General features: G+C 53.8%; 18 protein-coding genes. 9 read left to right on the top strand and 9 right to left on the bottom strand.

The window, feature by feature from the left end; translation table 11 throughout:
* Positions 1–3: 3 nt before the first annotated feature.
* A complete protein-coding gene (locus tag EX31_RS12065; protein ID WP_037034986.1) occupies positions 4–627 on the top strand; it encodes a glutathione S-transferase family protein in 624 nt (207 codons plus the stop codon).
* Positions 628–792: 165 nt separating this feature from the next.
* On the opposite strand, the gene EX31_RS12070 is transcribed toward EX31_RS12065, so the two are convergent.
* Positions 793–1,908 carry an SDR family oxidoreductase gene (locus EX31_RS12070; protein ID WP_037034989.1) on the bottom strand — a complete coding sequence of 372 codons (1,116 nt, stop codon included), beginning with the start codon at positions 1,906–1,908 and terminating at the stop codon, positions 793–795.
* Positions 1,909–2,355: 447 nt separating this feature from the next.
* Between EX31_RS12070 and EX31_RS12075 the strand changes: the two genes are divergently transcribed.
* On the top strand, positions 2,356–3,213 hold the full coding sequence (locus EX31_RS12075; RefSeq protein WP_013577322.1) for a PA4780 family RIO1-like protein kinase: 858 nt from the start codon (positions 2,356–2,358) through the stop codon (positions 3,211–3,213).
* Positions 3,214–3,240: 27 nt separating this feature from the next.
* On the opposite strand, the gene EX31_RS12080 is transcribed toward EX31_RS12075, so the two are convergent.
* The 3 genes from EX31_RS12080 to EX31_RS12090 all read right to left on the bottom strand — a co-directional run bounded on the left by EX31_RS12080 (position 3,241) and on the right by EX31_RS12090 (position 5,831).
* Positions 3,241–3,981, bottom strand: coding sequence for a molybdate ABC transporter substrate-binding protein (locus tag EX31_RS12080; RefSeq protein ID WP_037034990.1), 741 nt, complete (start codon positions 3,979–3,981; stop codon positions 3,241–3,243).
* A 47-nt stretch (positions 3,982–4,028) separates the two neighbouring features.
* A complete protein-coding gene (locus EX31_RS12085; protein ID WP_037034992.1) occupies positions 4,029–5,117 on the bottom strand; it encodes an ABC transporter substrate-binding protein in 1,089 nt (362 codons plus the stop codon).
* An 81-nt stretch (positions 5,118–5,198) separates the two neighbouring features.
* Positions 5,199–5,831, bottom strand: a complete 633-nt coding sequence (locus tag EX31_RS12090) for a LysE family translocator (protein WP_013577319.1) — start codon at positions 5,829–5,831, stop codon at positions 5,199–5,201.
* A 157-nt stretch (positions 5,832–5,988) separates the two neighbouring features.
* Between EX31_RS12090 and EX31_RS12095 the strand changes: the two genes are divergently transcribed.
* The gene (locus EX31_RS12095) at positions 5,989–6,792 is read left to right on the top strand and encodes an inositol monophosphatase family protein (RefSeq protein WP_037034993.1); all 804 of its coding nucleotides are present in this window, start codon (positions 5,989–5,991) and stop codon (positions 6,790–6,792) included.
* Between the two features lie 235 nt (positions 6,793–7,027).
* Positions 7,028–8,590 carry a methyl-accepting chemotaxis protein gene (locus tag EX31_RS12100; RefSeq protein WP_037034994.1) on the top strand — a complete coding sequence of 521 codons (1,563 nt, stop codon included), beginning with the start codon at positions 7,028–7,030 and terminating at the stop codon, positions 8,588–8,590.
* 10 nt (positions 8,591–8,600) lie between these two features.
* On the opposite strand, the gene EX31_RS12105 is transcribed toward EX31_RS12100, so the two are convergent.
* Positions 8,601–10,694 carry a putative bifunctional diguanylate cyclase/phosphodiesterase gene (locus tag EX31_RS12105; protein ID WP_037034996.1) on the bottom strand — a complete coding sequence of 698 codons (2,094 nt, stop codon included), beginning with the start codon at positions 10,692–10,694 and terminating at the stop codon, positions 8,601–8,603.
* A 268-nt stretch (positions 10,695–10,962) separates the two neighbouring features.
* Between EX31_RS12105 and EX31_RS12110 the strand changes: the two genes are divergently transcribed.
* From EX31_RS12110 to EX31_RS12120, 3 genes are all read left to right on the top strand, one after another.
* Positions 10,963–11,631, top strand: coding sequence for a glutathione S-transferase family protein (locus EX31_RS12110; RefSeq protein ID WP_037034997.1), 669 nt, complete (start codon positions 10,963–10,965; stop codon positions 11,629–11,631).
* 409 nt (positions 11,632–12,040) lie between these two features.
* Positions 12,041–13,408, top strand: coding sequence for an NCS2 family permease (locus EX31_RS12115; protein WP_013577314.1), 1,368 nt, complete (start codon positions 12,041–12,043; stop codon positions 13,406–13,408).
* A 268-nt stretch (positions 13,409–13,676) separates the two neighbouring features.
* The gene (locus EX31_RS12120; protein WP_013577313.1) at positions 13,677–15,326 is read left to right on the top strand and encodes a Na+/H+ antiporter; all 1,650 of its coding nucleotides are present in this window, start codon (positions 13,677–13,679) and stop codon (positions 15,324–15,326) included.
* A 58-nt stretch (positions 15,327–15,384) separates the two neighbouring features.
* On the opposite strand, the gene EX31_RS12125 is transcribed toward EX31_RS12120, so the two are convergent.
* Complete coding sequence (locus EX31_RS12125) at positions 15,385–16,263, bottom strand: LysR family transcriptional regulator (RefSeq protein ID WP_013577312.1); 879 nt, start codon at positions 16,261–16,263, stop codon at positions 15,385–15,387.
* Between the two features lie 144 nt (positions 16,264–16,407).
* Here EX31_RS12125 and EX31_RS12130 point away from each other — a divergent pair, with 144 nt between their 5' ends.
* Positions 16,408–16,830, top strand: a complete 423-nt coding sequence (locus tag EX31_RS12130; RefSeq protein ID WP_013577311.1) for a CidA/LrgA family protein — start codon at positions 16,408–16,410, stop codon at positions 16,828–16,830.
* On the top strand, positions 16,823–17,512 hold the full coding sequence (locus EX31_RS12135) for an LrgB family protein (RefSeq protein WP_013577310.1): 690 nt from the start codon (positions 16,823–16,825) through the stop codon (positions 17,510–17,512). Before EX31_RS12130 ends, EX31_RS12135 begins: the two co-directional genes overlap by 8 nt.
* 598 nt (positions 17,513–18,110) lie before the next feature.
* Here EX31_RS12135 and EX31_RS12140 read toward each other — a convergent pair.
* From EX31_RS12140 to EX31_RS12150, 3 genes are read right to left on the bottom strand one after another with little or no spacing between them, the layout of a single operon-like run.
* Positions 18,111–18,872 carry an amino acid ABC transporter ATP-binding protein gene (locus tag EX31_RS12140; protein ID WP_013577309.1) on the bottom strand — a complete coding sequence of 254 codons (762 nt, stop codon included), beginning with the start codon at positions 18,870–18,872 and terminating at the stop codon, positions 18,111–18,113.
* A gap of 8 nt (positions 18,873–18,880) precedes the next feature.
* Positions 18,881–19,990: an amino acid ABC transporter permease gene (locus EX31_RS12145; protein ID WP_037034998.1), complete on the bottom strand. Its 1,110-nt coding sequence runs from the start codon at positions 19,988–19,990 to the stop codon at positions 18,881–18,883.
* A 9-nt stretch (positions 19,991–19,999) separates the two neighbouring features.
* The gene (locus tag EX31_RS12150) at positions 20,000–21,178 is read right to left on the bottom strand and encodes an amino acid ABC transporter permease (RefSeq protein WP_013577307.1); all 1,179 of its coding nucleotides are present in this window, start codon (positions 21,176–21,178) and stop codon (positions 20,000–20,002) included.
* Between the last annotated feature and the right edge of the window lie 66 nt (positions 21,179–21,244).

A 21,244-nucleotide genomic window follows, 5' to 3' on the forward strand; every position in this document is an offset into this window, starting at 1 on the left:
ATCATGCTAAAGATTTTGGGTAAATCACCGTCGATCAATGTGCGTAAAGTGTTGTGGACCTGTCAGGAGCTGGGGCTGGATTTCGAACAGGAACAATTCGGTTCGGGTTTTCAGTCTGTCCAGACTGCGGAATTTAAAGCACTGAACCCGAATGCGATGGTGCCGGTAGTGCTCGATGGCGAATTTGTACTGTGGGAATCCAACGTGATTTGCCGGTATCTGGCGGCGCGGGAAGGGCGCGAAGATTTGCTGTCATCTGACCCGAAACGTCGTGCGCTGACCGAACAGTGGATGGACTGGCAATCCGGTGAGCTGAATAATTCCTGGCGTTATGCGTTTCCGGCGCTGGCGCGAAACAGTCCGCAGCATCAGGATCCGGCGCTGATTGATGCCGGTGTCAGCGAGTGGAACCGTCATATGCAGATGCTGGAAGAACAGCTTCAGCGCAGCGGCGATTATGTGCTGGGGGATAATTTTACGCTGGCGGATATTCCCATCGGGCTGGCAGTGAACCGCTGGTCGATGACACCCATGTCCCGTCCGGCGTTACCGGCAGTGACGGCGTATTATGACCGCCTGAATCAGCGCGAAGGTTTCAGGCTGTATGGCCGAAACGGCCTTGTCTAATCCCCGTCATCCTTCACGCTGCAAGCAGCGTTCCAATCTGCTCCCTGCAGATTGGTCATTCACCCCGGTCACTTACTTATGTAAGCTCCCGGGGATTCATTCAGTTGCCGCCTTGAAGCAACTGAATGATTTAGGGGAGTGTTTAATATTTAACAGACACCGGGTTTATTTAAAATCAACCTGCATCAGTTCGCTGATAGATTGTCCACGGGTTGAGGAAACACATTTATCAATATAACTGTTAAAGGCAGCAGGTTTTGGAATGCCCATATCTAATAAACGAGAATTATCAAACTTCACGTTTAACTGAGCAAAACCGCCATAAAGTTTAATGGCACGTAAAATAATTTTATCATTACACGGGCCGAGCACATCTTTAAATTGTTTGCGGATGCCGGTAAATTCCTGATAACTGGTCTGTTCATATTCACTGATAATGCGTGAAGTATTATTGGCTTTTGCCACCGAGGTATCTATTTCATGGAATGGCGTACACATCTCTTCGCCGGAAGAAATATGATAAAAGTTATGGCTGAGGTCTTTGGCGAGACACAGTTTTACCAGCACCATCGCGCAATAGTCCACCGGAATAACATCCACCTGATCGTCGAGCGTGCAGGTGAATTTCTTCAGCTTAATCGCCATCATGAACACCCAGAAGATGCTGCTTGAAGGCTGGCAGCCATGCTGTGTGTGACCGACAATAATCGACGGTCGTGCAACCACGAACGGCAGCGACGGGCATTCGGCGCGGACAAGATTCTCAATCGCCCGCTTGGAAGCTGTATACTGCACCAGATCTTCGTTCTGCTCGTTGTCCGGCATGCCTTCGTAGAAGACGCTGTCTTTATCCGGCATCGATGCCATCGCGGTACCGACATGCACAAATCGCTGCAAGCCTTTTACCTGCACCATACGTTTGGCGAAGGCCAGTGAACCTTCGACATTCACACGCCACATGGCCGGATTATGACCAAACGAGGCGATGGCGGCGCAGTTAATAACGTGCGTGACATTATCTAAACGCGCGTCATGAATAAAACTTTCCGGATCGGCCAGATCGCCGGTCAATATTGATTGCTCAGTTAGCGGAGAAAGCTGAGTATCATTTAATTCAAACTTCTTCAAATTATCGATAATTCTGGCGAGTCCCGTCGCATTATCGTCAGCCCTGACTAAGAGTAATAATGCATTATTGGTGGTGAGTTGCTGGCGCAGAAAATATTCAACGACAGCTCCGCCAACAAAACCAGTGGCACCGGTTATTAAAATAGTATTCATATCAGAAGACCTGCAACGGGAAATTACCGGCACAGTATCACCTCTATTCTAAACGGAACGTATACCGTTTTTTGCCTTGAATAAACGAAGCGTAAACAGCACGAAAAGCTTAAGTTAAAGAAAAAGTTCCGAAGACATAAAAATTTATTAACTGGCATGCTTTATTTACAGTAAGAAATAATTAGCGGACATAAATTAATTATTTAAGTTAAATTTAATCAGGGTGCCATAAAACCCCGGCGGGCGTTGACGGTGAAAAGCAGCGGTAAAAAGTGATAACGTATGTGCATAAAGTATCCACTCCATCGCCACTACGTTAAACTGTACCCTTGAGAACAGTAAGCGATAAGGATCAGAAAGGATGACGCGAACGGCGTGTCTGGTGTGTAATGCAGGGAATATTGCGCAGGTCATTCCCTCATGCGCTGAAATAAGGTACAAGGCTGCATGAAAATCCCAAATAGAATCCAACCTCTGGTGGATGACGGCCTGATTGATGATGTGGTCCGTCGACTGAAAAGTGGCAAAGAAGCCGATGTTTACACCGTTTTATGCGGTGAAGAGATCCGCTGCGCCAAAGTGTATAAAGAAGCGACACAACGTAGCTTCAAGCAGGCCGTGCAGTATCAGGAAGGCCGTAAAGTCCGTAACACCCGCAACGCGCGTGCGATGCAAAAGGGGTCAAAGTTCGGGCGTAAACAGCAGGAAGAATCCTGGCAGACAGCCGAAGTGGATGCGCTGTTCCGTCTGGCGAATGCCGGTGTGCGCGTGCCGCAGCCTTACATTTGTCTGGACGGCGTGCTGCTGATGGAGCTTATCACCGACGCTGACGGCGTAGTCGCGCCGCGTCTGAGTGACGTCATCCTGACTGAAGAAGAAGCGGTAGCCGATTTCGACACCATGATCCGCAACATCGTGCGCATGCTGTGCGCCGGTATCGTTCACGGTGACTTGTCAGAGTTTAACGTGTTGATGGACGCTGAAGGGCCGGTGATTATCGACCTGCCGCAGGCCGTGGACGCCGCTGCCAATAACCACGCTGAATCGATGTTCGAGCGCGATGTGAATAACATGACCGAGTACTACGGGCAGTTTGCACCGCAGTTGCTGGAAACGCGCTTTGCCAAAGAAATCTGGGCATTGTACGAAGACGGCAAACTGACACCGGAAACTATTCTGACCGGATTGTTCACCGAAGATACGCACAAAGCCGATGTGGATTCGCTGCTCGATGAAATCACTGCCGCTGAAGATGAGTATTACGATCGTCAGCGGGCAATGAAAGAAAGAGACCTCGATCACTAAGGTCGCGTTGTACTTGTTTGTATTTTTCTATTCCGGCATCACCGCATGTCTCCCGCAAAAACCGGCGTTCTGCAAAATATGCTGGCCGGTTTCTGAAAGAATAAATTCTGCCAGCGGTTTCCCTTTCTCCGTGCAGGTCGCGAGCGCGTATCTGGCCCGCACGTTGTAATCCGCCGGAATGTTGTAGACTTCCAGCGCATCATTTTCCCGCAACAGCGTGGCATAACTGGTGTAGCCGATAAAAACATCGGCCTGACCGCTGCAAATCAGCCATTCTGCCGCCAGTTTGCCTGCCGGAATTTTGGCCGATTTTTCACCGCCCACCAGACGCAGCGCCTTGTTGCGTAAAATAGCCCCGGCATCGGGATGTCGCCTTTCGATCTGCTCAAACATTTGCCAGGTGTAATCACCGGAAGGATCGCTTTGCGGCGTCGATGTCGCCAGCCGAAAACGGGGATCAAGTAATACGCTCAGCCAGTTGAGTTTCTCCAGTTCCGGCCCTTTTCGGGCGGTGACACACAGGCTGTTGCCGCAAAATGCTTCCACGTCCAGCGCCTTACCGTGCTGCTGCAAGGTCAGCGGATGCGCGGTATTGGCCGAGGCAAACAGATCGACCTTTTCCCCTTGTTCGATACGTTCGCGCAACAGCCCGGCGGGGCCGAATTCCACGTCGACTTTGCTGTCGGTTTCTTCCGTAAAGGCATCGCACAGCGGCGCCCATGCGCGGCGTAAACTCCCTGCCGCCAGCACTTTAATCGTATTTGTCATCAGGTCTCCTTGTCACATTGCCTCAACGTAAAGCGCCGGAGACGAGGCTATTTCCCCGCGCGCGCCGCGTCTGCCGCGGGTTTAAAATCCGTCCGGTAGAAGCGCTGGTACCAGGCATCAGCCTGTTTTTGCATATCGATGTCAGCGAATTTTTGCGGGTAGAGTTTTTTCGCCATCCACAGTTCGCCGATCGCCATCGCTTCAGGCATCGGATAGCCCCAGGCTTTGGCGTATTCCGGCATCAGATAAACGCGGTGATTTTTGACCGCATCAATACCCTGCCATTTCGGATCACCGGTGATCTGCCCGACCACTTCCGGATACCGGTCCTGCACGAAGATCACCTGCGGGTTCCAGGCGATCACCTGTTCCAGCGCGACCTGCTTAAACCCTTTCACTGTGGCTGCCGCAACGTTCATCGCACCGGCATGCGCCATCATCAGGCCGGTATATTTGCCGGAACCGTAAGTGGTCAGATCGGGATTTGCCATATACGTGCGGATCCGCTGATTGGCCGGAATATCTTTCAGCCGCTCGCCAGTTAACTGACGCTGAGAAAAAGTATAGTCGATCAACGCCTGTGCCTGTTTCTGGTGATTGACCACGTCGCCAATCAGCGCGATGCCTTTCTTCAGCCCTTCGGTGTACGCCTCATCTTCATCAGGCAGCACCGGGTTCATCATATGTTCTTCGCCTTTCGGATCATCCCGCAATGAAACCGCCACGACGGCGATCCCGGCCTGGCTGATCTGGTCGATCATTTCCTGTGGCGCATAGTTGGTGACGAACACCACTTGCGGATGAAGCGCCACCACGCTTTCCAGGTTCACGCTGGTCAGGTCGCCGACCACCGGCGTTTTCGCCAGTTCCGGCGCAAGACGCACATAACCGCTGCCCAGTTGTCGCTGCCAGTTGTTCAGCACGCCGACAATATCTTTGGTGGCATCCAGCTGAACCAGCAGATTAAGGGTCTGATGTTGCAAAACGACGACGCGATCCACCTGATCGGGAATCGTGACCTGACGGCCAAGCTGATCGGTTATCTGGCGTGTGGCAAAAGCGCAAGGGGAAGCCAGGCTCAGGGCAAGCCCGAGCAAGGCAACGGCAGGCAAAAATCGGGATGAAAATAGACGCATGGAAAAATCCTCTGGTTTCGTTATGCAAAGGATTATATAGCGTTGATGCGGAACTGAATATGACGGGCGACAAATGGCCGGTTATTTACGCCCGTCGAGCAACATACGCATAGCCAGCCCGCCCAGCACTGCACCCATAAACCAGCGCTGGATGACCATCCACAATGGTCGTCCGGCCAGGAAGACGGCAATGTAACCGGCTGAAAGGGCAATGAGCGCGTTGACCGTCGCACTGATCAGAATTTGCGAGCTGCCCAGAATCAGCGACTGCGTCAGCACATGCCCTTGTTCCGGCACGATAAACTGCGGTAACAGCGTCAGATATAACACCGCCGCTTTCGGGTTCAGCAGATTAGTGACCAGCCCCATGGTGAACAGCTTTTTATTGCTGTCGCGGGGTAAATCCCTGACCTGAAACGGCGAGCGTCCGCCGGGTTTCACCGCCTGCCACGCCATATACAGCAGATATGCAGCGCCGCCGATGCGCAGGGCGTCATAAGCGAAGGGCACCGCCATCAGCAGCGCGGTAATGCCGAGCGCAGCAAACAACATGTAAAACAGGAAGCCCAGCACTACGCCGCCGAGGGAAATCAGTCCGGCTTTCGGCCCCTGACAGAGTGAGCGCGAAATCAGGTAAATCATGTTCGGGCCGGGCGTTAATACCAGCCCGAGGCAAATCAGCAGAAAGGGCAACCAATGGGCGGCATCGGGCATGGAAATCTCCGGCAAAATTTAGAAAGTTGAAGCACACAGATATAGAGTGTTTTACGCTATTTTAGCAAGTGGCAGGTTGTCATTTTTTATTCATCGATTCCGATGCATTCTATGAAGACAGCTTTTGTTCCTTCCGACTGAAAACTCAGGATTTATCATGACCAACACTATGATGTCCCCGCGTCTGGCGGTTGCCAGTCAGATTGCGGCGCAGGCCGCCAGACTGGCGCTGGACTTTTTTCACCGCCGGGACACTATCGAAATCAGCAGTAAGCGTACGCAGGATTTCGTTTCAGAAGCCGATCTGGCGGTTGAGCAGTTTATCCGCACCCGGCTGGCAGAGCATTTTCCGCAGGATGCGGTGATCGGCGAAGAGATGGGCGGCATTCTGACCGACGCGCCGTGCTGGGTGATTGATCCTATCGACGGCACCTCGAATTTCCTGCGCGGTTCGCCGCTGTGGGGCGTGTCGCTCGGCCTGGTGGAAAATAAACAGCCGGTGATCGGCATTGTGGCGCTGCCGGTTTTAAACGACCTGTTTGCAGCAGAATCCGGAAAGGGGATTTTCCTCAACGACAAACCCTTCCGTCGCGATGATCGTTTTGAAGATGTACAGATTGTGTCGCTGGGCGACAGTGCGGACGACAAGCTGGACGAAGCCTCGGCCTTTTATCAGGGGATCCGCGCGGCTGACTGGTCAGTACATTGTTATCGCTGTACCACGGTCGGCATGGTGTTTGCGGCAAAAGGCATTATCGACGGCCATCTGCAACGGCGCACCACGCTGTGGGATATCGCTGGCGGCGCGGTGCTGTGTCAGGAGGCCGGGCTGGAAACGGTGGTGAAATTCGCGAAGACAGCGGACGGCAGCGACAATTTCCGACACATGTCGGTGGCGGCCGGTACGGCGAATTTGTTGTCGGCAGTCATCCCGTTATGGCCCGCTTTTGAACCGAAGTGAGCCAAAGTGAGTCGCGCTGAGTGCTCTCTCTTTATGAGAGAGCACATCTTTGCAATGCGTGGCAGATCATGTTTTTAAGGCGGGCCGGTAACATGAAAAATTCGTCCGGTAACCCTAAAATTACATTACGAAAGACAGCGCTTAACAAAATGAAATATAGTTTCATTTTCCCTAAAGTTCCCTTCATTCCGGCCGTTATGAGTGTTTCCTGTCACTGACTTTCCGATGTGCCCAGATGAAAAAGATCACCAACCTTTCCATACTTGCCCGTTTGCTGGGTGCATTCGCACTCGTCCTGAGCCTGCTGTTGATTCTGGCGGCGATGTCGGCCTGGCTGCTCAACAGCAGTAATCAGCAGATTGAAAACTACCGTGCCTACCGGCTTCCCGGCGTGCAGTATCCGCTGGTGATGCGCGGCACGCTGGCGGAATTACGCCTGCAACAGGTGCAATATATCGCCTCGCCAGAGGGGGCGCCGCGCGACGGCCACCGGGTCGAAATCCTTCAGGCGGTTGCCACTTTTAAAGACGCGGAAAATGCGTATCTGAAGCTGGACAGCGGCGGCAGTCAGTCAGACCTGTTTAAGCAAATCGTCGCTAATTTTGAGCAGTTTTCGCTGGCGAATAATGATGTGATTGCGGCGGTTGAACGCAACGACATTGCGCAGGCCACGAAAATCAGTGGCGATAACTCACGGAAATATCGCACACAGTTAATGGCGGATCTGGCAACGCTGGTCAAAAATGAGCTGACCAACAGTGAGAAGGCGGCAGCGGATGCGCGCAGCAGCTATCACACGGCCAGCGCGATGTTTTTAGTGCTGGTCGGCGTGGCGTTTATTCTTTCACTGACGATGGCGCTGCTGCTGGCGCACCATCTGGTGAAACAACTGGGCGGTGAACCGGCTTATGCCGCCTCTATTATGCGTGAAATCGCTGCCGGTAATCTGGCGGCAAAAATCACGCTGAAACCGGGTGATGACGGCAGTTTGCTGGCTTCGCTGAACGGCATGAACCAGCAACTGAATAAAACCATTCATCAGATTATGGAAGGCAGTGAATCCATCAATCATGCCGCCAGTGAGATTGAACAGGGCAATGTGGATTTATCACAGCGCACCGAAGAACAGGCGGCCTCGCTGGTGCAGACCAGTTCCAATATGCAAAACCTGACCGCGACCGTCAGCCAGAACGCTGAGAACGCCCGGCAGGCCAGCCAGCTGGCGCTGGAAACCTCGAAAACGGCGTCTCAGGGCGGCGTGATTGTTACGGGGATGCAGGCACATATGCGTGATGTTTCCGGCAGTTCGAATGAAATTATCAATATCATCAGCGTGATTGAAGGCATTGCCTTCCAGACCAACCTGCTGGCGCTGAACGCCGCCGTGGAAGCGGCGCGTGCCGGTACGCAGGGTAAAGGGTTTGCGGTGGTGGCGAGTGAGGTGCGGGTGCTGGCGCAAAAAAGCGGGCAGGCGGCGAAAGAAATTAAAGATCTGATTCAGGGCACCGTCAGCAAAATTGCCGAAGGGTCATTGCAGGCTGATCGCGCCAGTAAAGCCATGAATGAGATTGTCAGCTCGGTGAATAAGGTGGCAGAAATTGTCAGAGAAATCTCGACAGCAAGTTCTGAGCAGCACACCGGTATTCACGAAGTGGGGATTGCCGTTGACCAGATGGACAGGGTGACGCAGCAGAACGCCGCGCTGGTGGAACAGGCAGCGGCAGCGGCGCAATCCCTGACGGAACAAAGTGTTGAGCTACGCAACGCCGTGCGATTTTTCCGCACGGCGACGGCCTGAGCCGGGGGCGTCAGGCTTTATCTGTGAGGGTTATCTGCGACTCCCAGTCCGTATCGGGGTGTTGGGCAATCTGCTGTGGCGTCATCGGACGCCCCAGAAGATAACCCTGTAAGGTGTCGCAGCCCAGTTGCGTCAGAAATTCCTGTTGTTGGATCGTTTCAACGCCTTCAGCCACCACTTTCAGGTTCAGCGTCTGGCCGAGGGCAATGATCGCAGAAACGATACTGGCGTCTTCGCTACCGGCAATCAGGTCATTAATAAATGCACCGTCGATTTTCAGCTCACTGGCCGGCAGACGTTTCAGATAGAGCAGGCTGGAATAGCCGGTACCGAAATCATCAATGGAGGCTTTTACGCCGTACTGTGTCAGGCGCTCCAGAATTTCCACGCTGGCATCCGGGTTACGCATCGCGGTGGTTTCTGTCACTTCCAGCGTCAGCATTTCAGGCGGGATCTGATGGCGTTCAATGGTTTCAATCACCATTTCGACCAGATTCGCCTGCTCAAATTGCAGCGCGGAAAGATTCACCGCCACTGTCCATTGCGTATGACCGGCCAGATGCCATTCCCGCAACTGGCGACAGGCTTCATTGAGCACCCATTCGCCAATCGGGATAATCAGTCCGGTTTTTTCCGCCAGCGGCAAAAACACATCCGGGCTGAGGAGGTTACCGTCGCGCTCCCAGCGCAGCAGCGCTTCGAAGCCACTCACCGGCCCGTAAGGCGCAATAAATTTCGGCTGATAGTGCAAACGCAGCTCATGGTGTGCAACCGCCAGACGCAAATCATTGAGCATTTGCAACTGGTTCTGGGCGTTGGCATTCATCGACGGCTGGAAGAAACTGTGGCCGTTACGGCCGGAATTTTTGGTGTGATACATCGCGGCATCAGCATTGAGCATCAGCTCGCGTTCATTCTCGCCATCGCCCGGATACACCGCGATCCCCACGCTGGCAGAGACCAGCAGTTCATAGCGGGAAACGTAAAACGGACGCGCAATCAGATGCACCAGTTTATCGGCCAGTTGCGAGGCATCGGTGGGTTCGGTGATCTCAACCAGCAGCACAAACTCATCGCCGCCGAGCCGCGCCAGCGTATCTGTCGCCCTCAGCTGCGATTGCAGGCGTTCGGTGACTGAAATTAACAGCTGATCGCCGATGTGATGGCCGAAGGCATCGTTAACGGCTTTGAATCCGTCGAGATCGAAAAACAGCACCGCAAACTGTGATTCGCCACGTGACGCTTTCTGAAACGCCTGACTCAGGCGGTCTTCCAGCAACAAACGATTTGGCAAATGGGTCAGATTGTCGTGCAGCGCCAGTTGGGTCAGCTCGCGGTTCGCCTGTGCCAGCGAAGATGCCAGAATCGAGGTGCGTGCCTGCATCCGGCCATCAAGAATAGAAATGATCAGGGTGATCGCCAGAATCGCCAGCGTGACCACAATCACCAGCAGTGCCAGCCAGTTATTGTCTACGCCGCTGAACGCCGCCATACTGTGGCTGTCCATCGGGAATTGTGCCGCAGCCATGCCGATGTAATGCATACCGACAATGGCAGCGCCCATTACCACCGCAGCGCTGATGCGCAGCAGACGGACATTGGGTGACTGATGACGCAGATTGAACGCCATCCACAGCGCCGCGCCGGAGGCGACAATCGCCACTCCCACAGATAACGCGACCCAACGGTAATCGTAGACAATGGGCGGCATCATCTGCATCGCCGCCATACCCGTGTAATGCATCGCGGCAATACCGCCGCCCATCAGCAAGGCACCGGCAAGTAACCGCCCGGTGGGTAACTCCTCAAGGCATACCAGCCACAGCGCAAAAGCTGAGGAAATGATGGCAATCAGCATAGAAAGCAGGGTAATTAAAGGGTCGTAACCCATTGGCATCGAAGCATTAAAGGCCAGCATGCCGATAAAATGCATCGACCAGATGCCGATACCCATTGCAATGGCGCCACCTGTTAACCAAAGTCGGGAAGCCTTTCCCTCTGTGGTGGCAACCCGGCCTGCCATATCAAGCGCGGTATAAGAGGCAAGCATTGCAACAATGAACGAAAACATCACAAGCACATTGTTGTAATTACTGGAAAACATGTGAGGCTCCACCAACAGAGAGTCGAAAGCGACGGGTTAATTTGTTATCCGGCGATAATGGCATTAAGCCTTATTAAAGGCGAACGAAGTTGCGATAATTTTTTTGGCATAATTAAGATTAATCCGTAAGTGATTTTAATCAAATAAAAAGATTTTTGATAAATTAACCCTGAGGAAAGTCAGGGTTATTAAAACGAATCTGATACGCGCTTTGAAAGTGTTGTCTATAGTTAACAAATAATTAATTGAAAAAGGACAGAAGACTTTTATGCTAACTGTGCATCATTTGGATAATTCCCGTTCACAGCGAATCTTATGGATGCTCGAAGAATTGGGCGTCCCTTACGAAATCAAATGTTATCAGCGGGATAAAGGAACCATGCTGGCGCCGCCATCGCTGAAAAAAGTCCATCCTCTGGGCAAGTCACCGGTGCTGGAAGACAACGGGCTGATCCTTGCGGAATCTGGCGCCATCATTGAATACCTGCAGGAAGTGTACGATGAGGCGGGCACGCTGAAACCCACGGCGTTTGCTGAGCATCAGCAGTATCGCTACTGGATGCACTACGCTGAAGGTTCTCTGATGCCTTTGCTGGTGATGAAGCTGATTTTTAGCCGTCTGGGTAAACCGCCGATGCCGTGGCTCATCCGTCCGATTGCCGGCGCCATAGGACAGGGCGTGCAGAAGAATTATCTGGATAAGCAGATTTATACGCATATGGATTATCTGGAACAGCATCTGAGTACACATCCTTATTTCGCCGGTCAACAGTTCAGCGCGGCAGATATTCAGATGAGTTTCCCGATAGAGGCGATCAATGCCCGCGCCGGACTGGGAAAATATCCTCTGCTGAAGGCCTGGTTATCGAATGTCACAGCGCGTCCGGCATATCAGAAAGTGCTGGAAAACGGCGGTTCGTTTAATATTTTGCGTTAATTTCTTATCCATTTTTTATATTTTCAGGCGTTCATTGCGGGCTGAGTTTTACGTAATAAACGTCTTATAAAAGATAAACCACAATAAATACCCTGTTATTTATTTCCCTTCTTTCCCCTCCTTGTTTGTCTCTTTTTCTGCCACCGGATAAATTTCCACCACAACCGCGTTTTTATTGACCAGACAACGGTAAATTGTTGTCATTCACGGTTGATGTACGGCGGTTAAAGGCAGGATAATCGTTTGCGTAATTTTTTGTCCTGCCACACGCGATGCGAGTTAAACGTTTGCCTTGCCGTTCTGACGCCGTTTTCGGCGATTTCAGGCGACAAATAAGGAAGTGAACGTGCAGAAACGGTTTCATAATGACCACGCCGGCTAATCAGTAAAGACATTCAGAGGATTTTCCATGTCGAGTCAACAACCTCAAGCTGGCCGCGCAGTTGCGCCAAAAGGCCCGCTTGATGCTTTTTTCAAAATCAGTGCGCGTGGCAGTAACGTCCGCCAGGAAGTTATCGCTGGCTTAACCACCTTTCTGGCGATGGTCTATTCGGTGATTGTCGTGCCCTCGATGCTCGGCAAAGCGGGCTTCTCGCCAACCGCAGTATTTGTCGCGACCTGTCTGGTCGCCGGTTTCGGCTCCCTGCTGATGGGGCTGTGGGCGAATTTGCCGCTGGCGATTGGTTGCGCCATTTCTCTGACTGCTTTTACCGCGTTTAGTCTGGTTCTCGGCCAGCACATCAGCGTACCGGTGGCGCTCGGCGCGGTATTTCTGATGGGCGTGTTGTTCACCATTATCTCGGTGACCGGCATCCGTTCGTGGATTTTGCGCAATCTGCCAACCGGCGTTGCGCACGGTACCGGTATTGGTATCGGCCTGTTCCTGTTACTGATCGCCGCCAATGGCGTCGGTCTGGTGGTGAAAAACCCGCTGGACGGCTTACCGGTGGCACTCGGCGCATTTACCTCATTCCCGGTCGTGATGACGTTGCTTGGTCTGGCGGTGATTTTTGGCCTGGAGAAACTGCGCGTTCCTGGCGGCATCTTGCTGGTGATTATCGCGATTTCCATTATCGGCCTGATCTTCGATCCAACAGTGAAATATCAGGGGTTATTCGCCATGCCTTCTCTGGCGGGGGCTGACGGTAAATCGGTGATTTTCGATCTCGATATTCTGGGTGCACTGAAAGCTGCGGTATTGCCCAGCGTACTGGCACTGGTGATGACAGCGGTGTTTGATGCCACCGGCACTATCCGCGCTGTCGCCGGACAGGCAAACTTACTGGATGAAAACGGCCAGATCATCAGCGGCGGTAAAGCCCTGACGGCTGACTCCGTGAGCAGTATTTTCGCCTCCCTGGTTGGCGCATCTCCGGCAGCGGTTTATATCGAATCGGCAGCCGGTACGGCGGCGGGCGGCAAAACCGGTCTGACGGCTACCGTCGTCGGTGTGCTGTTCCTGCTGATGTTGTTCCTCTCTCCGCTGTCTTATCTGGTACCGGCTTACGCCACCGCACCCGCGCTGATGTACGTGGGTTTGCTGATGCTCAGTAATGTCACCAAACTGGATTTCAATGATTTCGTGGATGCGATGTCAGGGTTACTGTGCGCAGTATTTATCGTTCTGACCTGTAACATCGTCACCGGTATTATGCTCGGTTTCAGCGCACTGGTGATTGGACGCATCTTCTCCGGCGAATGGCGAAAACTGAACATCGGCACGGTGATTATCGCCGTAGCGTTAGTGGTGTTTTATGCGGGCGGATGGGCGATTTGATCTGTTTGCTCCCTCCCCTGCGAAGGGGAGGGTTGGGGTGGGGTATTAATGACGAATCAGTAGGTTGAAGTGTGCTTTGGCATGAGTTTTGTCATTAAAACCCCCTCCCGTCCTCCCCCTTCGCAGGGGGAGGAGCAAACCCTCTCTGATGTAACCGCACGCACTGATTTAAATCCCGTCCCCTTTTGATCTACTATTCCAAGGTTCGCTCCGGACTCACTCACCTGTGTCTGGCTGAAATTCATAAAAACAAGAGTCTAAGGAAAGCATGGAAATCTTCTTTACCATTCTGATTTTGATTCTGGTGGTGTCGCTCTCCGGTGTCGTCACCAGAATGTTGCCGTTTCAGGTTCCTCTTCCATTAATGCAGATTGCCGTCGGTGCTTTGCTGGCGTGGCCCAATTTTGGCCTGCACGTGGACTTCGATCCGGAACTGTTTCTCGTCCTCTTTATCCCGCCGTTGCTGTTCGCCGATGGCTGGAAAACCCCGACCCGTGAATTCCTCCACCACGGGCGCGAAATTCTCGGGCTGGCGCTGGTGCTGGTGCTGCTCACCGTCGTCGGTATCGGTTATCTGATTTATATGATGGTGCCGGATATTCCGCTGGTGGCCGCGTTCGCGCTGGCTGCGGTGCTGTCGCCGACCGATGCCGTGGCACTGGGCGGCATTGTCGGTAAGGGCCGCATTCCGAAGTCGATCATGAGCGTGCTGGAAGGTGAAGCGCTGATGAATGACGCGTCCGGTCTGGTGTCGCTGAAATTCGCTATCGCCGTGGCGATGGGCACGATGATCTTTACCGTCGGTGGTGCCAGTGTAGAGTTCCTGAAAGTCGCGATTGGCGGTCTGATGGCCGGTGTGGCGGTGACGTGGTTGTACAGTAAATCGCTGCGCATTATGAGCCGCTGGAGCGGTGATGATCCGGCGACACAAATCGTGTTCCTGCTGCTGTTGCCGTTCGCGTCTTATCTGATTGCCGAACATATCGGTGTGTCGGGCATTTTGGCCGCTGTGGCTGCAGGGATGACCATCAGCCAGTCCGGCATTATTCGTAATGCACCGCTGGCGATGCGTCTGCGTGCCAACAGCGTCTGGGCGATGCTTGAGTTCGTGTTCAACGGCATGGTGTTCATCATGCTGGGCCTGCAATTGCCGGGCATTCTTGAGAACTCAATTGATCAGGCGACACACGACCCGTCTATCGTGACGTGGCACCTGTTTGCCGATGTCGGGATTATCTACTTTGCGCTGCTGATCCTGCGTTTTGTCTGGCTATGGGTGATGAAGAATTTCAGCAACCGTTTCCTGAAAAAGAAACCGCTGCTGTTTGGCAGCTACAGTACGCGTGAACTGTGGGTGGCGTCTTTTGCCGGTGTGCGCGGGGCGATTACGCTGGCCGGTGTGCTGTCGATTCCGTTATTCCTCGCCGATGGTTCGGCGTTTCCGTCGCGTTATCAGCTGGTGTTTCTGGCGACCGGCGTCATTCTGTTCTCGCTGATTGCCGGTGTGATTGCCTTGCCGTTCCTGCTCAAAGGCGTGGTGGTGGCTGACGGCACGGCTTATCGCGAAGAAGAACGCATGGCGAAATCGGTCGCGGCGGAAGTGGCGATTGAAAGCCTGCATAAGATGGAAGAGCGTCTGGCGGCGGATACCGAAGAAAATATTGATGAACAGACGCTGAAGGAAATCAGTTCGCGGGTTATCGGGACGTTACGGCGACGTACGGCCAACCGCGATGATATGGAAACCGCGCTGAAGCTGGAAAACCTTGAGCGCCGCTTCCGTCTGACTGCGCTGCGCGCTGAACGTGGTGAGCTGTATCACCTGCGTGCCACGCAGAAAATCAGTAACGAGACGCTGCAAAAACTGCTGCATGACCTCGATTTACTTGAAGCGCTGCTTGTCGAAAAAGAAGTGTAGTTTCTGTCAGAAATGAAAAAACCGCGTGCGCTGCCAGGTTCACGCGGTTTTTTATTGGCTATTTCCAGTAGTCGCGGCACAACGTGATCCACGCCTGTGCACTGTGCGAGAGATAGCTGCCCTGATGCCAGATCAGCCCGAGCTGCCACGGCATCAGCGGATCCAGCGGCAGCCACATCAGCGCATTCTTATCCAGCCGCTGACAGACCGGTTCCGGCAAAATCGCCACACCCATACCGGTTTGTACCATCGCCGCCAGGAAATCCCACTGCCCGCTGCGCGCCGCAATTTTTGGCGTAAAGCCGTGTGAGGTAAAGGCGTCCATCAGCTGGCGGTACAGGGCAAAATCTTCGTTATAAATCAGGATGCTTTCATCAGCCAGATCACTGAACCCGATGCGCGTGCGGTTCAGCCAGTGCGGCGTGCGCGGCACCACAACGCATAGCGGATGACTGAACAGCAGCAGTGAGGCGATAGAAGGCACGGCGTCAGCGGGCAGGGCAGTCAGCGCCAGATCCAGCTCGCCGGAAATCACAGCCTGTTGCACGGTCAGCCCGCCAAACTCGGAAATAATCAGTTCAATGCCGGGATATTGCTGGCGGAAGCTGCCGATAAGTGGCGCGATTTGCGTCCCGACCATCGGCGGAATGCCCAGCCGCAGATGACCGGATTTCAGCGAGTTAATGTCTTCCAGTTCCGCTTCAAGCTGGCGGAATTCCTCGAGGATATTCAGGCCACGCTGATACAACGCCTGACCGCTGTCGGTCAGGTGTAAACGCCGCCCTTCGCGGACAATCAGCGTGCATTCCAGTTCTTCTTCCAGATGACGCAGCATTTTGCTGATCGTTGGCTGGGTGACGAACAACTTTTCCGCCGCGCGGGTAAAGCTCTGCTGGCGAACCACTTCGACAAAATAGCGTAAGGTACGGACGTCCATGGGCTGATGTTTCCCCGGTCAGATCGGCGAGTTACAAAGTATTCCAAACTGGAATCATTTTTATGATTTTAATTCATTTCTTTACCGGTTTCCTGCCAGCGTATACTTCATTTTCACACTTTTCCCTCTTTCGAGGTCGTCCCCATGTTGTTGGCGTTGCGCACTAAAGCGCCGTCCCTGCTGACCCGTTGTCAGATCCCTGTTCAGGTGGTGTTGTACGCGGTGTTATTCGTTATCGCTGATCGTCTGGTCACTGCGTTACATCTGCCGTTACCCGCCAATATTGTCGGGATGCTGATGCTTTTACTGCTGATTATGTTGCGTATTTTGCCTGTGAAATGGGTGAAAGCCGGTTCCCGCTGGTTGCTGGCAGAAATGCTGCTGTTCTTCGTACCGGCCGTGGTAGCTGTGGTGAATTACGCCCAGTTGCTGATGATCGAAGGCTGGAAAATCTTTCTGGTGATTGGGATCAGCACGATGCTGACGCTCGGGGCGACTGCCGTGGTTGTCGATAAAGTGTATCGTCTGGAGCAGCGTCTGGCGGCAAGGAAGGCGAGCCGTGACTGATTTACTGATCAGCATGTTGTGTTTTGTGGTCACCCTCGGGTTGTATTACGGCAACAAAAAACTGTACCGCCAGAAGCGCACACTGCTGCTGATGCCACTGGTGTTCACGCCGATTGTACTGGTGATTTTGCTGGTGGTGACGCACACGTCGTATCAGGATTACCTCGGTGAGACGCACTGGTTGTTATGGCTGCTCGGGCCGTCAACCATCGCGTTTGCGGTGCCGGTTTACGAGAATATGGCGGTGATCCGCCGTCACTGGATGTCGCTGAGTGCGGGCGTGCTGACGGCGATAGTCGTTGCCGTCGGCAGTTCCGTCTGGCTGGCGCGCATGCTGACCCTGCCCGAAGAAATCCAGCGTAGTCTGGCGGTACGCTCTATCACTACGCCGTTTGCGCTGGCAGCCGCGAAACAAATGGGTGGCCAGCCTGATCTGGTCGCGTTGTTTGTGGTGATCACCGGCGTATTCGGCATGGCGGTCGGGGATATGCTGTTTCTGCGTCTGGCAGTGAAAAGCGGACTGGCAAAAGGCGCCGGTTTCGGTGCGGCGTCGCACGGTGCGGGTACGGCGAGAGCCTATGAGCTGGGCGCGGAAGAAGGCGTGGTATCAAGCCTGGTGATGATGCTGGCGGGTGTGGTCACCGTGGTGATTGCGCCGGTGATCGGGGGAGTGATGTGGTGATGATCTTTTGAAAAAGATCTGAAACTTTAAATTCAAATTCAAATTCAAGGTCGTGGGCGTCGGCCCACACCGACCAGAGACCCGGTAACGCGCGGGCCTCTGGACTCCGCGCTTTTTTACTACGTGCTCCGCTCGCTGGCCATGTTTCAGGTGCCGCAGCGATAGCCGCAAAATTCCGCCGCTGCGCGGTGCCCTCCGTTCGGGTTACAACCCGCGCAAAAAGACGCGCGGTTTTCCACCTCTCCTCCGGCGGTATTTTGGAACCGGCCTCAACGTTAACTTCACAACCTCACCATCCTCTTTTAAAAAAAGCCTGCGGGCGTTTCAGAAAGCTTGCTGAACGGAGCGGCCTGGAGACCAGAGGCTCCAGGACCGAGTGAAGGTACCGCGAAGCGGCAAGCTTTCCAGCCTGTCACGGTGGTGGCTGAAACATAGCCAGCGAGCGAAGCGCGGGTTGAAAAAGCGAGGGGAAATCCAAAAGGGGAAAAGCACTTTCCCCTTTTGGGCGGTTTCGGCGCAGCGCGATAAGTGATCACCGCTAATGAGAAACCGAAATTTTCACCATTCCGTTAGATGCCGGTCAAGCTGCGGCCTCAGCTCAGTGAATCACCTGTGACAAGAACTCCCGCGTCCTCGCTGACTTCGGATTGGCAAAGAACTCCAGCGGCGGAGCCTGTTCCACGATCTCCCCGCGATCCATAAAGATCACCCGGTCGGCGACAGTTCTTGCAAAGCCCATTTCATGCGTTACACACAACATGGTCATGCCTTCTTCCGCCAGCGTGATCATGGTGTCCAGCACCTCTTTCACCATTTCCGGATCGAGAGCAGAAGTCGGTTCATCAAACAGCATAATTTTGGGCTTCATACACAGCGAACGGGCGATCGCCACACGCTGTTGCTGACCACCGGAAAGCTGGCCGGGGAATTTATGTGCATGCTCGGCGATACGGACACGTTTCAGGTAATGCATCGCCAGTTCTTCGGCTTCTTTCTTCGGCATCTTGCGTACCCAGCACGGTGCCAGGGTGCAGTTTTGCAAGACGGTCAGATGCGGGAACAGGTTGAAATGCTGGAACACCATACCGACTTCGGTGCGCACGCGTTCGATATTGCGCAAGTCGTCGTTCAGTTCGGTTCCGTCCACCACGATGCGCCCTTGCTGGTGCTCTTCCAGATGGTTAATGCAACGGATGGTCGTTGATTTCCCCGAGCCGGAAGGACCGCACAACACGATACGTTCACGCGGTTTCACGCTCAGGTTGATGTCTTTCAATACGTGGAACTGTCCGTACCACTTATTCACGTTTTCCAGCGTGATCATCATATTTTGGTTTTCAGTGACTTGATGGTCGCTCATGGTTTACCTCAGTGTGCGGAACGTCCGGTGTGAAAGCGTCTTTCCAAATGCTGGCTATAACGCGACATGCTAAAACAGAAAATCCAGTAGACGGCGGCGGCGAAGACGTAGCCTTCGGTTGACATGCCCAGCCATTCAGGATCGACGGTGGCTTGCTGGACGCTGCTGAACAAATCAAACAGGCCGATGATGATCACCAGACTGGTGTCCTTAAACAGCGCGATAATAGTGTTGACCAGACCCGGTATCACCATTTTCAGTGCCTGCGGCAGAATGACTAAGCCTTGCGTTTTCCAGTAGCCGAGCGCCAGTGATTCGGCGGCCTCCGTCTGGCCTTTCGGCAGCGCCTGTAACCCGCCGCGCACCACTTCCGCGACATACGCCGACTGGAACAGCACCACACCCACCAGCGCACGCACCAGTTTGTCGATACTCGTCCCTTCGGTCATAAACAGCGGCAGCATCACCGAGGACATGAACAGCACGGTGATAAGCGGCACGCCGCGCCAGAACTCAATGAAAATCACCGACAGAATACGCACGACAGGCAGGCTTGAACGCCGTGCCAGCGCCAGCATAATGCCCAGCGGTAACGCACCGGCAATGCCGACAGCGGCAATGATCAGCGTCAGTGTCAGGCCACCCCACTGACGGGTTTCGACGCGACTCAACCCCAGGAAACCGCCGTACAGCATGATCCAGGTGAAAATCGGGAAGAGCACCATCCAGCAGGCGATATAACGTCCGCGGCGTGGCATGGCTTTAAAGAAGATCGGTGCAAGGGTCAGCAGACCGACGATCAGTGTGACGTTGATGCGCCAGCGTTGATCGAACGGATACAGCCCGTACATGAACTGGCCGAAACGTGCGTGGATAAACACCCAGCACGCGCCAGCTTTGGTGCAGTCAGTGCGCGCCGTGCCAACCCAGTTGGCCTGGAAAATCACCCAGTTCAACAGCGGAGGGATCAGCAGCCACATCAGCCATAAACAGAACAGCGTCAGCAGGCTGTTAAACCAACTGGAGAACAAATTTTTACGCGCCCAGAGCACGGCCGTTCCGAGTGGCGTTCCGGATTTCACGGCTCTGACTCCCGGAGGAAGTGTTGTCATTGTCATGGGATTCCCTTAACGCTCGACCAGCGCGATACGCCGGTTGTAAATGTTCATCAGGAAGGAAATTGCCAGGCTGATGATCAGGTACACCGACATCGTAATAGCAATGGTTTCAATTGCCTGACCAGTCTGATTGAGCACGGTACCGGCGAACAGCGACACCATATCCGGATAGCCAATTGCAGCCGCCAGAGAGGAGTTTTTCACGATATTGAGATACTGGCTGGTCAGCGGTGGAATGATCACCCGCATGGCCTGCGGCAAAATCACCTGACGCAACGTGACAGGATTCGGCAATCCTAACGAACGGGCGGCTTCATGCTGACCGTGTGAGACAGACTGAATGCCGGATCGGATCACTTCGGCGATAAACGTTGAGGTATAGACCGATAATGCCAGCGTTAACGCCGCCAGTTCCGGGATCAGCACCATGCCGCCACGGAAGTTGAACCCGCGTAGCGCAGGCACGTCCCAGTGCAGCGCAGGCCCGAAAATCAGGTGCGCCAGCGCCGGAAAGACAACCAGCATCACAATCGCCCACGGCCAGATATGCCAGATCCGGCCGGTGTGAATCTGGCGGAAATGGTTGTAGCGTTGCAGCGCGATGATGCCAAAAATCGCCAGCAGCACGGCGATAAAGCCCGCCAGACTGCCCGGTGCCAGTTCCGGTGAGGGCAGATACAGGCCACGGTTACTGACGAAAGCCAGGTCAAAAGCATTCAGACTCTGACGCGGTCCCGGCAGGTTACGCAGTACGGCGAAATACCAGAAGAAGATTTGCAGCAGCGGGGGAATGTTACGGAACGTCTCGATATATACCGTCGAGACTTTGCGAATCAGCCAGTTATCGGAAAGGCGTCCTAAGCCGATAATGAACCCGAGAATCGAGGCAAAAACGATACACAGCGCGGAAACCAGCAGCGTATTTAGCAGACCGATAACAAATACGCGGGCGTAGGTGTCACCTTCCTGGTAATCAATAAGATGCTGAACAATGCCGAAACCGGCACCTTTTTCAAGAAACGCAAATCCCGAGGTGATCCCTCGTGTAGTCAGATTGGTAATGGTGTTGTGGAGCAGGTAACCCAAACAGGCTACCAGCAACACCACCGCGAAAATTTGGTAAATCCAGGCTCGTACGGCTGGGTTGGTCAGCGATAACGAACCTTTTTCGGTTGGGCGTTGCGACATAGTGAATGGCCTTTAGCAATCTTTCACCGGGAAGTGATGCACCGGGGAACGACCGGTGCATCAACA

Origin of the sequence: Rahnella sp. WP5 (genome assembly GCF_000745615.1) — a bacterium.
GTDB classification, from domain to species: Bacteria; Pseudomonadota; Gammaproteobacteria; order Enterobacterales; family Enterobacteriaceae; genus Rahnella; species Rahnella aceris.